We start from the raw sequence: 14356 nt of genomic DNA on the forward strand, positions 1-14356 counted from the left end.
TCAGGGGTTATGTGTCCGCTTCAAGGCAGCGGTCACCCTAGTCCTGCTCGAGAAAGATCAACGACATGGATCCCTCGTCCGGCGGATCTTCGCCAGTCGTCTGGAATTCGGTGGACTCCCCGGGCGCGAGACGAGCGCCATTCGGCCGGAAAGTCCAGCTGTAGAGCTCATCACCCGAGGTGTCATTGATCACGGCACGCATCTCGGGCACAGCCACTTCACGCGCGCCCTCATTGGTCACGATCCCCTGAACCTGCAGCTGCTCCTGTCCGTCCACAGTCCTGCGCAGAGACACCACATCGTGTACCACCAGTTGGGGCTCATGCACCGCCAGGGGCAGTCCCAGCTTTTCGTAGAGGGGCCGCGTCTCAGGAACGGTCGCCACGACTTCTTCCCGCGCAAACCAGCCCGCGGCAGCCAGGCCAAGGATCACGATAACCAACAGGCCCCAGCCGACCAGCAGACCCCGCGGAACAGGTTTCTTGTCGCGCTCTGCGCTCGGTCGAGGTGCCCAGGCGGAAGCATCGGAGATCGGCCCCACATCCGCCTCGGCCGCCCGCTGGCCAGCGGGCCCGGAGGGCGTGGCCATCCTGCCCATAGCCTCTTCCCCCGGTGCAGCCTCCGGGCTTGGGCTGTCGGCTGGTTCCGGCATGGCATGCCAGACGTGGCGGCAATCCCCGCAACGAACCCGGCGTCCCTCGGTACCGAGTGAGCCGTCCGGCACTCTGAAGCGGCTCTGACAGGACGGGCAGGTCAGAATCATCGGATTTTACGGTCCCCCATAAGATTTCTTCCATATAAACGTCCGCCCACGTCCAACGCAAGCAGCGCCGCTTTACCCCGAAGCAGGCGCATGCCATCTTGAGCCCGGCCCGGAGCGGAGTCGGGCAGATCGCGACAAGGACGTCTGTATCATTGGTTCGCTTTGAAGATGTTTACCTGCGCTACGGGCGCGGACCGGACATCCTGCAGAGGCTGGATTTCCGTCTGGAGCCCGGTTCCTTTCATTTCCTCGTGGGGCCGAGCGGCGCAGGCAAATCCTCTCTTCTCAAACTGCTCTATCTGGGCCAAAGGCCGAGTCAGGGCCGCATTTCGTTGTTTGGCCGCGATGTCTCCAAACTGGACCGCGACGAACGCGCTCTGCTCCGCCGGCGCATCGGCGTTATCTTCCAGGATTTCCGCCTGATCGGACACCTTTCCGTCTTCGAGAATGTCGCCCTGCCGCTGCGCATCTCCGGCGAACCTGAAGCGCGGCTGCGCGCCAAGGTCGAGGAGCTGCTGGCTTGGGTGGGCCTGGCCGACTGCATCAATGCCTTGCCCGCAACCCTGTCGGGGGGGCAACAGCAGCGCATTGCCATCGCACGGGCCGTCATTAGCCGCCCCAGCTTGATCGTCGCCGACGAGCCCACCGGAAATGTGGACGATCGCATCGCCATGCGCTTGATGCACCTTTTCGTCGAACTGCACCGTAGCGGAACGACCGTCATCATCGCCACCCATAATGAAAGCCTTGTGGAGCGTATCGGCAAACCGGCCCTGCATCTCTCGGGAGGAAGCCTCTACCAGCCGGCCGGCGATCCAGGCAGGGGGGCAGATCTGGAGGCCGAACACCCGCAAGCCGGGGAGGGAAAATCATGATCTCCCTGCGCCGTCGCCCGCGCGACCTGCCCCTGTCCCGAGACGCCTCTGCCCGCTTCCTGCCCTGGCTGATTGCCTTCATGGTCTATCTGGCAGCCATCGCGCTGGTCAGCGCACTCGCCGCCCAGAAGATTGCGGATCGCTGGGACCAGGACCTCTCGGGCCGCATCACCATCCAGGTTCCGCATGCGGCCCTCTCTGCACAGGGCAATCCCGCCGAATCGGCGGATATCGATGCCCTGGTCGAATACCTGCTGGAGGTGCCAGCCGTCCAAGGCGTGGACGTCCTGGACCGCCAGCGCAGCGCGGAACTGGTAGAGCCCTGGCTTGGCGATCTTGCCACCGAAGCCGAGTTGCCCATCCCCCAACTCATCACCCTCGAACTGCGCGAAGGCCTCAGCCTGCCCGACGATTTCGAAACTCGAATCCAGACTCTGGCACCCGGCGCCCAGGTTGACGACCACCAACGCTGGATCGGCGGACTGCTGGATTTCGCACAGTCGATCCAGACCGTGGCCCTGCTGGTCGTGCTGCTGGTTGGGGCGGCCGCCGTCATCACCGTGATCTTCGTCACACGCACAGGGCTGGCGATCCATCGCCAGATGATTGAGCTGCTGCACCTGATCGGCGCACGCGACCGCTATGTCGCCGCACAGTTCCAGAGCCATGCCTTTCGCCTGGGACTGGGGGGCGGACTTATCGGTCTGCTGGCAGCCGTCGCCACGCTGCTTGGCCTGGAGTGGCTGGTGGATCGCCAACCGACAGCCCTCTTGCCCGATCTCTCCCTTGGTTATATGGATTGGGTTCTGCTTCTGTTTCTGCCTGTCTTCACCGCTTTGGTGGCGCTGCTAACGGCGCGCTACACTGTACTGAGAACCCTGGCGCGGCTGACATGACTGTAAAATCCGCTTCGCGCCGCAAGCACCGCGGCCGGCTGATCCTTCTTTTGCCTGTCCTGCTGTTGGCCGCCTTTCTTTTCGGTCTGGCACGTTTTGCCTCCAACATTCCCACCCAGTCCGAAAAGCCGGGCGAATCCGTGGATGCCGTCGTGGTCTGGACCGGTGGCAGCGGCCGGCTGGACCAGGGACTGAAACTTCTGGAAGAAGAACGGGCCGAACGCTTGTTTGTTTCGGGTGTCTATCATGGCGTGGAGGTGGATGAACTGCTTGAAGTGGCCGCCCGCAACCCCGAGGAACTGCGGTGTTGCATCGAGTTGGGCTATGCAGCCGGCAACACCCGCGAGAATGCCCAGGAAACGGGGGAATGGGCCCGTCACAACGAACTGCGTTCCCTGCGCCTCGTAACGGCAGCCTACCACATGCCCCGCAGCCTCCTAGAGCTGCGGCGCGCGATCCCGGGTGTCGAGATCCTTGCGGAACCCGTCTTTCCGGACGCCTTCCGACAGGAAGACTGGCGCTGGCGAGCGCGCAGCCTGGCCCTGCTGATGAACGAATATGCCAAGTATCTGATCGCTTCCGTGCGCAGGCCCTTGCCCCTGACGGACGAGGCTGGCGCTGAGGGGACACGGCCGTGACACGTCTGCGCGCGCTCGTTTTCAATGGCCTGTTCTATATCTGGACCACGTTTCTGGCCCTGGCCTACATTCCGCTGCTTTTCCTCCCGCCCCGCTACATCTGGGCTGGCGGCCGCTTCTGGGCACGCAGTGTCTTCTTCCTGTTGCGCACGATTGTCGGACTGAACTGGCGGCTCGAGGGCCGCAGTCATCTGCCCGACGGTGCGGCCTTGATTGCCAGCAAGCACCAATCGGCCTGGGACACCCTGGTCTTTGTCCTGCTGCTCGACCGGCCGGTCTACATTCTGAAAAAGGAACTTCTGCAGATCCCGCTGTTCGGTTCCTACCTGAAGCACATGGGCATGATCGCCATAGACCGGCGCGGCGCCGCCCGCACCCTGCGCAGCCTCCAGCAACAGGCGCGCGCCCGCTTGGCCGAGGGCCGGCCGGTGATCATCTTTCCCGAAGGCACGCGAACCGCACCCGGGGAAACCCGCCCCTACCAGCCGGGAGTCGCGGCCCTGTACAAGACCCTGGAAAACGAAGCTCCTCTGGTTCCAGTCGCACTGAATTCCGGATATTTCTGGGGGCGCCGCTCCTTTCTGAAGTATCCCGGTTGCATCACGCTTCAAATACTGCCTCCACTACCGACCGGCCTGTCACGCAACGAGGTCATGTCCCGCCTGCGCGAAAGCATCGAGGAGGCCAGCCGCGCGCTGCACGATCGGTCGGGGCAGCATAGACCTTCGGCTTGAAGGGTATCCGCGCTCACGCCAAATCCGTGGTATTACAGTGCCGCGCGAACCTGCTGAACAGGCACTTCAGGGATGACCAGGATTCGTCAATGACGGACTTTTCACAGAATCAAGGCGCAGAAACGGCGCTTTCCCCGTTCTCCCAGAGGATATGGGAGATGAAATACCGCCTTAGCGCGGCGGACGGCAGCGTCAAGGAAGAGACGATTGCCGACAGTTGGCAACGCGTGGCGCGCGCCCTGGCCGCCCAGGAAAAGGATCCGGCCGACTGGGAAAGGCGGTTCCAGGATATTCTGGAAGGATTCCGTTTCCTGCCCGGAGGGCGCATTCTGGCGGGTAGTGGGAGCAAACGTGACGTCACCCTGTTCAACTGCTTCGTGATGGGCACGATTCCCGATGATCTGGGCGGCATTTTCGAGCATCTGCGCGAGGCGGCGCTGACCCTGCAACAGGGTGGCGGCATCGGCTATGACTTCTCGACCCTGCGGCCCGCGGGCGCCCCTATTCATAGCATCGACGCCGAGGCATCCGGACCCGTCAGCTTCATGGAGGTCTGGGATCGCATGTGCGCCACCATCATGTCCGCCGGCGCCAGGCGCGGCGCCATGATGGGGACTCTGCGCTGCGACCATCCCGACATCGAGCGGTTCATTTCCGCCAAGCAGCAGAAGGGGAGTCTGACCAACTTCAACCTTTCGGTCCTGGTCACCGACGCCTTCATGGAAGCCGTACGTCAGGATCGCAAGTGGTCACTGCGATTCGAGGGTAAGACCTGGCGCAGCCTGCCGGCACGTACACTCTGGAATCGGATTCTCGAAAGCACCTATGCCTACTCCGAACCCGGAGTGATCTTTATCGACCGCATCAACCGGCTGAACAATCTGTCCTACTGCGAGCAGATCAGTGCAACAAATCCATGCGGAGAACAGCCCTTGCCGCCCTATGGCGCCTGCCTTCTGGGATCGGTGAACCTCATGGCACTTGTCCGCCACCCCTTCACGGAACAGGCGGATCTGGACCTGGATGCCCTGGATCAGGTGACACATACGGCCGTACGCCTGCTGGACAATGCCATTGACGCCTCACGTTTTCCCCTCGTTCAACAGGAACGCGAGGCGCATGCCAAGCGCCGCATCGGTCTGGGCGTGACCGGGCTGGCTGATGCCCTGATCTGCTGCAACCTGCGCTATGGAAGCCCCGAAGCGCTGGTGGCCATACGGCGTTGGATGACGATCCTGCGCCAGGCCGCATACGAGGCGTCCTGCGATCTGGCCAAGGAGAAAGGGCCCTTTCCACTGTTCGATGCCAGGCACTTCCTGGACGGCGAAGGACTGGGCTGGCTGGACGAGGGCCTGCGCGAACGAATCGGCGAACATGGCCTGCGCAATGCCCTGCTGACCTCGATCGCACCCACAGGCACCATCTCCCTGGTGGCCGACAACGTCTCTTCGGGCATCGAGCCTGTCTTTGCCTTCGGCTATACCCGCAATGTCCTGACGCGCAGCGGAGCGCGACAGCAGGAAGAGGTCACGGACCCGGCCTACAAGCTCTATCGGCAGCACTTTCGGACGGATCCGCCGGAAGATCTTTTCGTGGACGCCCGCAGTCTGTCGCCCCGCGCCCATCTGGAAACCCAGGCCGTGGTTCAGGAATACATCGACGCCGCGGTATCGAAGACCGTCAACGTGCCCGAGGACATGGCCTTCGAGGAGTTCAAGAATCTCTACGACCTGGCCTGGGACCTGGGCTGCAAGGGTTGCACCACCTACCGTCCCAGCCCGGTGCGCGGTGCGGTCCTGGAGGTCACGTAAGCCGGCTGCTTCACCATCGTTGTCGAGGCAGCTGGCTCACTCCTCGCGATGACGGCCTTCCAGATAAAAGTCGATCAGCGCATGAGCCTCTAGGCCATTCCAGGGCGCGATGCCTTCGATGCGGCCCACTACCTGGCCTTGCGGATCGACGATGAATGTGGTCGGCAGACCACGCACCTGGAATTCCCGGGCCAGCTCGCCTTTGGGATCCAGGTAGACGTCCAGATTTCCCAGGCCGTGCTGCTCGAGGAACGGCAACACCTGCCCTGCACCGCCTCGATCATTGGAAACTGTCAGAACCTGCAGATCCTCGCCGCCGCGCTCCACCTGCAACGCCTCCAGGTCCGGCAGCTCCTCGATACAGGGCGCACACCAGGTGGCCCAGAAATTGACCACCAGGAGCTGCCCCTCGAAATCGCCGATCTGGCGTTCGACTTCCTCACCCTCTTCGTAGAGGGTGAATCCCGTTTCAGGCGTCTCGCCAAAGGGGATGATCTCGACATAACTGTCGGCAAAGACGCCTTCGCGCGGCGGAGCCGGCTGTGCCGCGGCCAACCCTGCGGCCAACAGGAAGCTGGCCAGCACCGCACCTGCACGAAAAAGGTTTTTGTTCATGCCTGTCATCCGCTAAACAATTCCGCTCATGAGTACGCACTCCTCCCGGGACCGCAAGGGGTCCGACAGCACTTCCGCAAAGGCCTCCGGCAGCACGCCGGGCGAGGCCCAAAGCGACGCGCCCAGCAACCAGATGTGGGGCGGCCGCTTCACCACGGCACCCTCCGAGGTGATGGAGCGCATCAACGCCTCCATCGACGTGGACCGCCGTTTCTACGCCCAGGATATCAAGGCCAGTCAAGCACACGCGGCCATGCTGGCGGAATGCGGCATTCTTACCCAGGAGGACAATGCCGCCATCCAGGACGGCCTGGAACGAATCCGGCAGGAAATCGAAGACGGCGACTTCACCTTCTCCGCTGCCCTCGAAGACATCCACATGAATGTGGAATCTCGCCTGCGCGAACTGATCGGCGAACCGGCCGGCCGCCTGCACACCGCGCGCTCGCGCAACGATCAGGTGGCCACCGACTTCCGCCTGTGGGTGCGCGATACCATCGATGTGCTGGACGGCCTGCTGGCCGACCTGCAGTCCGCCCTGCTGGACCAGGCCGAAACGGAATCCGAGACCATCATGCCGGGCTACACCCATCTGCAGGCAGCCCAGCCGGTCACCTTCGCCCACCACATGCTGGCCTATGTGGAGATGCTTGGCCGTGATCGCGGCCGCTTCGCCGACTGCCGCAAGCGCCTGAACGAATCGCCACTGGGGGCCGCCGCCCTGGCTGGTACCAGCTTTCCCATCAACCGCGAGATGACGGCCCGGGCGCTCGGTTTCGAGCGGCCCATGGCCAACTCCCTGGATGCCGTCTCGGACCGCGATTTCGCCGTGGAGTTCCTCTCGGCGGCCAGTCTGCTGGGTGTACACCTTTCGCGCTTCGCCGAGGAGATCGTGATCTGGTGTTCCGAGGGCTTCCGTTTCATCCACTTGAGCGACGCCTTCACCACCGGCAGCTCCATTATGCCGCAGAAGAAGAACCCCGATGCGGCCGAACTGGTGCGCGCCAAGCCCGGCCGACTGATCGGCGCCCTCAATTCCCTGCTGATCGTCATGAAGGGACTGCCGCTGGCCTATGGCAAGGACATGCAGGAAGACAAGGAGCCGGTCTTCGAGGCCGCCGACACCCTGGCGCTGGCGCTTTCGGCCACCACCGGCATGGTGCGCGACATGAAGGCCGATCGCGAACGCATGCATGCGGCCACCACCAAGGGCTTTCTCACCGCCACGGACCTGGCCGACTGGCTGGTACGCGTCCTGAACCTGCCCTTCCGCCAGGCCCATCACGTAACCGGTTCGCTGGTGGCCAAGGCCGAAGCCGACGGCCGCGACCTTGTCGCGCTTACGCTCGAGGAGATGCAGGCCGTGGAGCCGCGCATCACCGAAGATGTCTACGAGGTGCTGACCGTGGAACGCTCGGTGGCCAGCCGCCGCTCTCAGGGCGGTACAGCACCCGAGCGTGTTCGCGAGGCCATTGCCGCAGCCCGGGAAAGGTTCCTGTCATGACACGTCTGTCTCGTTCCGCCTTGATGCTGGCACTCCTGTCGGCCCTGCTGCTGCCCGCCTGTGGAAAGAAGGGGACCATCAATCCCCCCGAGGGGCGCGAGGACGCCTTCACCTACCCCGAAGTCTACCCGAAGCCTTCGACCGTTGTACCCGCGCGTGACCCCGAAGACGACTGACCCGGCTGGAAGCACCGTTTAATCATGAGCACCTTTGCCTACCGTAACGGCATCCTGCATGCTGAAGACCTGCCGCTGGACCGCCTGATGGACCAGGTCGGCACGCCCGCCTTCGTCTATTCCCAGACGGCCCTGGAATCGGCCTATCGGCGCTTTGCCGGCGCCCTCAAGGAAGCCGGTCTGAACGCCCAGGTCTGTTACGCCGTGAAAGCCAACCCGCATCTCGCCGTCATTCGCTGCTTTGCCGAACTGGGTGCCGGCGCCGACGTGGTTTCGGAAGGTGAGTTGCGCCGCGCCCTGGCAGCCGGCATTCCCGGCGAGAAGATCGTCTTTGCCGGAGTGGGCAAGAGCGATGCGGAAATGGCCCTGGGGCTGGCGTCCGGCATCCTGCAGTTCAACGTGGAATCCCGCGAGGAGCTGCGCCGCCTCGACAGCGTCGCCCGCAACCAGGGAAAAACAGCTCCCGTGGCCTTGCGCGTCAATCCCGACGTGGATGCCAAGACGCATGCCAAGATCACCACCGGAAAATCCGAGAACAAATTCGGCATCGATTTCCAGGACGTGCCTGAACTGCTGCAGCTGGCCGATGCATTGCCAGGTGTGAGAATCGAAGGCCTGGCCGTGCATATCGGATCGCAGATCACCCAGTTGGGGCCTTTCGAAGCGGCCTTCCAGAGAATCGCGGACCTCTTCACCCAACTGCGCGATGCCGGGCATGACCTGAAACGCCTGGATGCCGGCGGCGGGCTCGGAATCGCCTACCAGGGCGAGGGCCTGCCCTCCGTTGAGGACTACGCTGCCGTGGTCCGCCGCACCCTCGGCCCATTGGGGGTGCCCCTGATCTTCGAGCCGGGGCGCCACCTGGTCGGGGACGCCGGCATACTGCTGTCCCGCGTCCTCTTCGTGAAACAGGGACGCAGCCGGCGGTTTGTCATCCTGGATGCCGCGATGAATGACCTGTTGCGCCCGGCCCTCTATGACGCCTGGCATGAGATCCTGCCCCTGCGTGAAGCGCGTCCGGACACAGAGCAACAGGCTTGTGACGTTGTCGGCCCTGTCTGCGAAAGCAGCGACGTCTTTGCCTCGGGGCGCGTCCTGCCCGAACTGGGCCCGGGCGATGGCCTGGCCATCTGTGCCGCAGGCGCCTATGGCGCCACCATGTCCTCGACCTACAATTCGCGCCTGCCGGCGCCTGAAGTCATGGTTTCAGGCGGTAGCTACAGCATCATCCGTACCCGGCCCGGACATGCAGACTTGATGGCCATGGAACAGCTGCCGGAGTGGTCATAGCGGCCGCAGTCACTGCCTGCAAACTGCCATCTTTTGCGGACAGTCTGAAAACCGACACTTCAGATAGGCTGGCAGCTCGGTTACCCTGATCGAGAACTGCCAGAGTAGAAAAGAGTCCGCTATGAAGTCGCGCGTGCGGCCCCCTGTTGCAGCTCCTCCACCTCAAGGCATGCCCTTGCGGGACAGAGCTTCAGCATGAGGTGCCTGTCCACGAGATCTGAAAGCATGAATCCCGTCCCTGAACCCGGCGCATCGCCCTTCGGCTTGGCGCTCCGGAAGTTCCTTACATGGTGCTCAGCTCTGCTGGCGTTTCGGGAGTCGATCTGATGCGCCTGCAGTGGCTCCAGCTGCTTTCCCGCGCCGCCCTGCTGTGGGAAGCCATCTGGCCGCGAGTCTGGCCTCTGGCTGGACTAGCTGGCGCCTTCCTGCTCGTGGCCTTGAGCGGTGTGCTACCGCTGTTACCCGGCTGGTTGCACGGTTTGATCCTGGCCGGTTTCGGCCTTGCGGCCCTGCTGCTCATCTACCGTGCCCTGCACGGCCTGACCTGGCCTAGCCGAAGCGCAGCACAGCGACGCCTGGAACGCGACAGTGCACTTGCGCATCGCCCCATCAGCGGACTGGAGGACCAACCCGCCGGAGAGGCCAACACGCTCTCGAGCGGGCTCTGGCGCTTGCATCAACGGAGGTTGCAGGCGCAGTCGGGCCCCTTGAAGCTGGAAGCCCCACGCGCCGGCTGGAGCCGCGTGGACCCATTCGGCCTGCGGGCCGTACTCTGCTTGCTCTTGCTGGTCACCTTTTTCGCGGTGGGCGCAAACTGGCAGGAAAGGTTGGAAGCCGCTGTCAATCCCGCGGCGGCGCCGTCAGGCAGCCTGCAGACAGCAGAACTTGAGGCCTGGATCTCACCACCCAATTACGTGGACCTGGCGCCGATCTATCTTGATCAGGACAAGAGGCAACTGGCTGTTCCGGAAGGCAGCCGGCTGACCGCGCGTGTGAATGGAGGCAATGCGGCACCCAGTCTGCAATTTGCCGAGTCCGAACAAGACTTCGAGACGAACGGAAAGAGCTTTTTCGAGATCGAAAGCCCCCTGCGTCAGGACAGCGAGGTTGCGATTGTACAGGATGGGCAGGTTCTGGGCAGCTGGACCGTGGATATATATGCTGACGAGCCTCCCACTGTCCGATTCGAGGAAACACCTTCAAAGACACAGCGCAAATCCCTGCAGTTTGCATACAAGGCAAAGGACGACCAGGGACTGGCAGCACTCCGGCTCGTGATTCGTCCCATAAGTTCGTCAATCGAAGGCAAGCAGCTGGAGCTGCCGATCAGCCTGCCCCAAGGAACGCCCCGTGAAGCCGAAGGTCGTGGTCTAGAAAACCTGACGGCCCATCCATGGGCGGGTCTCAAGGCCCAGGTTTGGCTCGAGGCCGAGGATGCGCGCAGCCAGCTCGGGAAGAGCGAAGAAGTCAGAGTAACCTTGCCTGAGCGTGAGTTTACACACCCCGTTGCCCAAATACTGATCAAGCAGCGCAAGCGCCTGATCCTCAAGCCGGGGCTGCATTTCTGGGTCGCCCGGACACTGGCCGAAGTTGGCGCGAATAACAGGGCCTATGGCAACGACGTCCTTGTGGCCCTTGCCATTCGATCGGCCGAACAGCGCCTGCTGCGCGATCGCAGCCGCAAGGCCATTGAAGAGGTGCAGCGCCTGCTGTGGGATACGGCGTTGCATCTGGAGGAAGGAGAATCCGCACTCGCGGAACAGGACCTGAGAAACTTGCAGGAACAGCTGCAGGAAGCCTTCGAGTCTGGAGCCTCGAACGAGGTTTTGTCCGGGTTGATGGAGGACATGGAATCCGCCATGCAGCGCTACTTGCGTGCCATGATGGAAGAGGCCATGCGCGCAGCCGAGAATGGCACGCTGCAGCCGGACCAGCAGCTTCAAAGCAATCAGCAAGCCGTCAGTGCCGGTCAGCTTCAGGATATGCTGGATCAGGCACGCGAACTGATGGAAAGCGGTAACCATGAAGCCGCCCGAGAGATGTTGGCTCAACTGCAGTCCATTCTGGAGAACCTGGAAATGCGCGCCGGGCCGTCATCGGAAATGCAGCAGCAGATGCAGCAGTCCCGTGAAATGATGAACCGCCTGCAGGACATCATGCAGGGACAGAGCAACTTGCTGGACGAAAGCTTCAGGCAGTCCCGACAGACCCCCTCGGAGCCCTTCTCACGTGATGACCAGAGACCTGGCCAGGACAGCGGACCTGGGCAACAGCGCGGCGCAGAAGGATCGCAAGACGGGGATGCTTTGTCCCAGAGTGCAGAGGAGCAGGAAAACCTGAGGCGTGAGCTGGGTGCGCTGATGCGCGAGTACGGCAACATGACGGGAGAGCTTCCCCAGCCGCTCGGACAGGCCGAAACCAGCATGCGGTCTGCCCGGGATGCCTTGCAGGAAGGCCAGCCCGGGCCGGCCGGTGAGGCTCAGGCCAGGGCACTGGATCAGCTGCAGCAGGGAATGGACAGCCTTCTGGAGAATTTCGCCCAACAGATGGGGCAGGGCGCGCCCCAGGGCGCTGCCGGCCCGCCGGGCCAGCAGGATGGACAGGGGCGCGACCCTCTGGGCCGTCGTTTTGGAGGCGAGGGACGCAACCAGGGCGAGGCGGTGCAGCTACCCGAAGCGGGTGAACTCCAGCGAGCCCGGGAAATCCTGGATGAACTGCGCCAACGCAGCGGGCAGCGGGATCGTCCGGAACTGGAACGCGAGTATCTGGATCGCTTGCTGGAACAATTCTGATAACCGCTCGTGGCAGCCGTACGTCACCCGGCCAGGCCGAGCCCTTATGAACTGATACGGACCGGCGCCTGCTTGGGCAGGACAGTCTCGGCCAGTGTCGCGCCACGCAAATCAACCCCGGCTATATCGGCATGGCTCATCACGGCCGCCGTCAGGTTTGCCTTGCGCAGGCTTGCGCCGCGCAGGTCTGCATGGTGAAGTACGGCTCGCTGCATCCTTGAGGACAGCAGACGGTCCTGTCCCAACGGCAATGGCCCCAGGTCACAGTTGCGCAGGTTGCAATGGTGCAGACGCGCGCCGGTCAGGTTGATACCGCGCATGTCGGCCCCCGTCAGATCGGCCATGCGCAGATCCGCGCCCTCAAGCTGGGCGCCCTGGAGGTGAACGCCTTTCATGTCCAGGCCATAGAAGACGGCGCCACGGGCCTTCATGCCGGCCAGATTCAGTCCCGCCAGGCTCTCCGCAGAGCGCAGGTCGATCTCGTCCAGCTCTGCCGTGCGGCCTTCACGCCCCAGGCTGCTGACATAGCGATTGTGGTCCTTCAGCATATCCGCAAGCGGTCGTGGAAGACTGCTTAACGGCTTGCCCACAGGTACATCGCTCAGCACACCATTCATCTCGGCGCCGGAGAAGTCCGTTTCCACGGTTTGGGTGTGGCAGATCACGGCATCACGCAGGTCGGCGCCCGACAAATCGGCACCGCTCAGGTCCGCTCCGTCCAGATTTGCGCCATGTAGTGTTGCCCGTTTCAGGTTGGCACGCACCAGACGACAGCCCTTCATCACCGCATCGGTAAAATCGGCAGCCACCGCAGAAGCGCCGGACAGCCGGGCCCGTTCCAGGTTGGCATTGATCAGGAGCGCACCATCCAGATCCGAGGGATCCTTCTCGTGTTCAAGAAAGTTCAGTCCGTTCTTGCGGTTGCGCATGGCAATAACGCCTTCCCGCAAGTCGGCGTCATAAAGATCGGCATCCACGAGAATTGCGCCACGCAACAGGACACCGCGCAAGTCCGCACGGCGCAGGCTGGCGCGTGTGAAGTTGGTTTCCCTCAGGTCCGCAGCAAACAGATTGGCACCATCCAGCTTGGCCCGGGCAAAGTTGGCGCCATAGAGCGCAGCGCCGGTGAAGTTGGCCTCGCTGAGATCAGCGCCGGCAAAATCCAGCCCGCGCAGATCCTTGAAGGAGAAATCTGCACGCACGCCTCCATCCTGGCCGCGAATCAGCTTTTCGTGACGCTTTCTGGAGTCGTTTACCTGTTCCTGGTCCAGTTTCTCGAAATCGCTGCTTGTCTCTTGTTGCATCGACTGACCTCCCCATCCTCGGCCGCCCCGCGGGCTGGCCCCCCTTGGACAGCATTATCGCCAAATCAAGGTTAATGGAAGGTTGATGCAATCTTCCTAAAATTTCTGCGGGATGACAGTCATCCCAATCAGGTAAGGAACGGCTTTCCGGTCAGAAGGACGAATCAGGTTCTTTCAGGAATTGCGCCTCGGCTTCCGTGGTCTCACGGCCAAGTGCGGCATTGCGGTGGGGAAAGCGGCCGAATCGGGCAACGATGTCCCGATGGCGTTGGGCATAGTAGGTCCAGGTTTCGTCGCCAAGCACCGAGATCAGTTCCAGGGCACGTTCCTGGTCGTCAAGATTTTCACTGTGTTCGAAGGGCAGATAGAGGAAAAAGCGCTCCTCCATGGAAAGCTGTTGGTCGAAGCCCGCTGCAATCGCACCGTCCGCGATGGCCAACGCCCGGGCATCGAAGGCAAAGGCAAGCGCTTGGCCCCGGTGCAGGTTTCTTGGCACCTGGTCAAGCAACAACACGAGCGCCAGCGCACCCTCAGGGGTCTCCCGCCAATCCTCCAGGGCTTCAGCAACAGCCAGGCGATGCAGCGGGCCCAGGACTTCTCCCACCGCAACATCGAAGGCCGGGGACTGCTGAAACCAGTAGGGCCGGCTTTCCGATGCGAACCAGAAATCAAGCACCTGCCTGGGGTGAGCCTGAGCAACGGACTCCGCACCGGTCATTCCTAGATCCCTCTTTTCCAGATCCCCAAACCTAGCGCCCTGCCATTCATGCCACGTAGCAGGCACCGCGTAACTCTCTACCCAAGGCGGCACCTGATAGAAACAGGCAGGCCGGAACCGGGGTCGTCATCACAAGCGATTTAATCCTTGAACAGCAGCACTGCCTTACCACTGATGTTCATGCCATTGAATGAGCTACCATAACGCGACGGGAAAAGCCAAGCTTGCTGACCCCGGTTC

Annotated in this window: 13 protein-coding genes and 1 pseudogene; 9 read left to right on the plus strand and 5 right to left on the minus strand. The window is 62.7% G+C overall.

Going from position 1 to position 14356, the window contains the following annotated elements; genetic code table 11:
- Positions 1–37: 37 nt before the first annotated feature.
- The gene (locus G502_RS0106330) at positions 38–589 is read right to left on the minus strand and encodes a DUF3426 domain-containing protein (protein ID WP_022727819.1); all 552 of its coding nucleotides are present in this window, start codon (positions 587–589) and stop codon (positions 38–40) included.
- A gap of 75 nt (positions 590–664) precedes the next feature.
- A pseudogene (locus tag G502_RS22815) lies at positions 665–763 on the minus strand (MJ0042-type zinc finger domain-containing protein); the annotation flags it as partial.
- 152 nt (positions 764–915) lie between these two features.
- Between G502_RS22815 and ftsE the strand changes: the two are divergent.
- From ftsE to G502_RS18980, 5 genes are all read left to right on the plus strand, one after another.
- Positions 916–1638, plus strand: coding sequence for a cell division ATP-binding protein FtsE (gene ftsE, locus G502_RS18970; protein WP_022727820.1), 723 nt, complete (start codon positions 916–918; stop codon positions 1636–1638).
- A complete protein-coding gene (locus G502_RS0106340) occupies positions 1635–2534 on the plus strand; it encodes a cell division protein FtsX (protein ID WP_022727821.1) in 900 nt (299 codons plus the stop codon). The genes ftsE and G502_RS0106340 overlap by 4 nt, the downstream gene beginning before the upstream one ends.
- Positions 2531–3172, plus strand: a complete 642-nt coding sequence (locus tag G502_RS18975) for a YdcF family protein (RefSeq protein ID WP_022727822.1) — start codon at positions 2531–2533, stop codon at positions 3170–3172. The genes G502_RS0106340 and G502_RS18975 overlap by 4 nt, the downstream gene beginning before the upstream one ends.
- Entirely contained in the window at positions 3169–3906 is a 738-nt protein-coding gene (locus G502_RS0106350) for a lysophospholipid acyltransferase family protein (RefSeq protein ID WP_022727823.1), read from the plus strand. Before G502_RS18975 ends, G502_RS0106350 begins: the two co-directional genes overlap by 4 nt.
- Positions 3907–3995: 89 nt before the next feature.
- Positions 3996–5717 (plus strand): adenosylcobalamin-dependent ribonucleoside-diphosphate reductase, encoded by a 1722-nt coding sequence (locus G502_RS18980; protein ID WP_022727824.1) that lies wholly within the window; start codon positions 3996–3998, stop codon positions 5715–5717.
- 36 nt (positions 5718–5753) lie between these two features.
- On the opposite strand, the gene G502_RS18985 is transcribed toward G502_RS18980, so the two are convergent.
- Positions 5754–6332, minus strand: coding sequence for a TlpA disulfide reductase family protein (locus tag G502_RS18985; protein ID WP_162140951.1), 579 nt, complete (start codon positions 6330–6332; stop codon positions 5754–5756).
- Positions 6333–6360: 28 nt separating this feature from the next.
- Between G502_RS18985 and argH the strand changes: the two genes are divergently transcribed.
- The 4 genes from argH (at position 6361) to G502_RS18990 (ending at position 12094) form a co-directional block, all read left to right on the plus strand.
- On the plus strand, positions 6361–7836 hold the full coding sequence (gene argH / locus G502_RS0106365) for an argininosuccinate lyase (RefSeq protein WP_022727826.1): 1476 nt from the start codon (positions 6361–6363) through the stop codon (positions 7834–7836).
- Positions 7833–8012: a hypothetical protein gene (locus tag G502_RS0106370; protein WP_022727827.1), complete on the plus strand. Its 180-nt coding sequence runs from the start codon at positions 7833–7835 to the stop codon at positions 8010–8012. Before argH ends, G502_RS0106370 begins: the two co-directional genes overlap by 4 nt.
- Before the next feature lie 24 nt (positions 8013–8036).
- The gene (lysA, locus tag G502_RS0106375) at positions 8037–9302 is read left to right on the plus strand and encodes a diaminopimelate decarboxylase (protein ID WP_022727828.1); all 1266 of its coding nucleotides are present in this window, start codon (positions 8037–8039) and stop codon (positions 9300–9302) included.
- A 287-nt stretch (positions 9303–9589) separates the two neighbouring features.
- On the plus strand, positions 9590–12094 hold the full coding sequence (locus G502_RS18990) for a TIGR02302 family protein (protein ID WP_022727829.1): 2505 nt from the start codon (positions 9590–9592) through the stop codon (positions 12092–12094).
- 44 nt (positions 12095–12138) lie between these two features.
- On the opposite strand, the gene G502_RS0106385 is transcribed toward G502_RS18990, so the two are convergent.
- Positions 12139–13398 carry a pentapeptide repeat-containing protein gene (locus G502_RS0106385; protein WP_022727830.1) on the minus strand — a complete coding sequence of 420 codons (1260 nt, stop codon included), beginning with the start codon at positions 13396–13398 and terminating at the stop codon, positions 12139–12141.
- Positions 13399–13549: 151 nt separating this feature from the next.
- On the minus strand, positions 13550–14116 hold the full coding sequence (locus tag G502_RS0106390; protein WP_022727831.1) for a DUF924 family protein: 567 nt from the start codon (positions 14114–14116) through the stop codon (positions 13550–13552).
- Positions 14117–14356: the final 240 nt, after the last annotated feature.

The sequence above is a fragment of the Fodinicurvata sediminis DSM 21159 genome, from assembly GCF_000420625.1.
Classification (GTDB): Bacteria; Pseudomonadota; Alphaproteobacteria; order Kiloniellales; family DSM-21159; genus Fodinicurvata; species Fodinicurvata sediminis.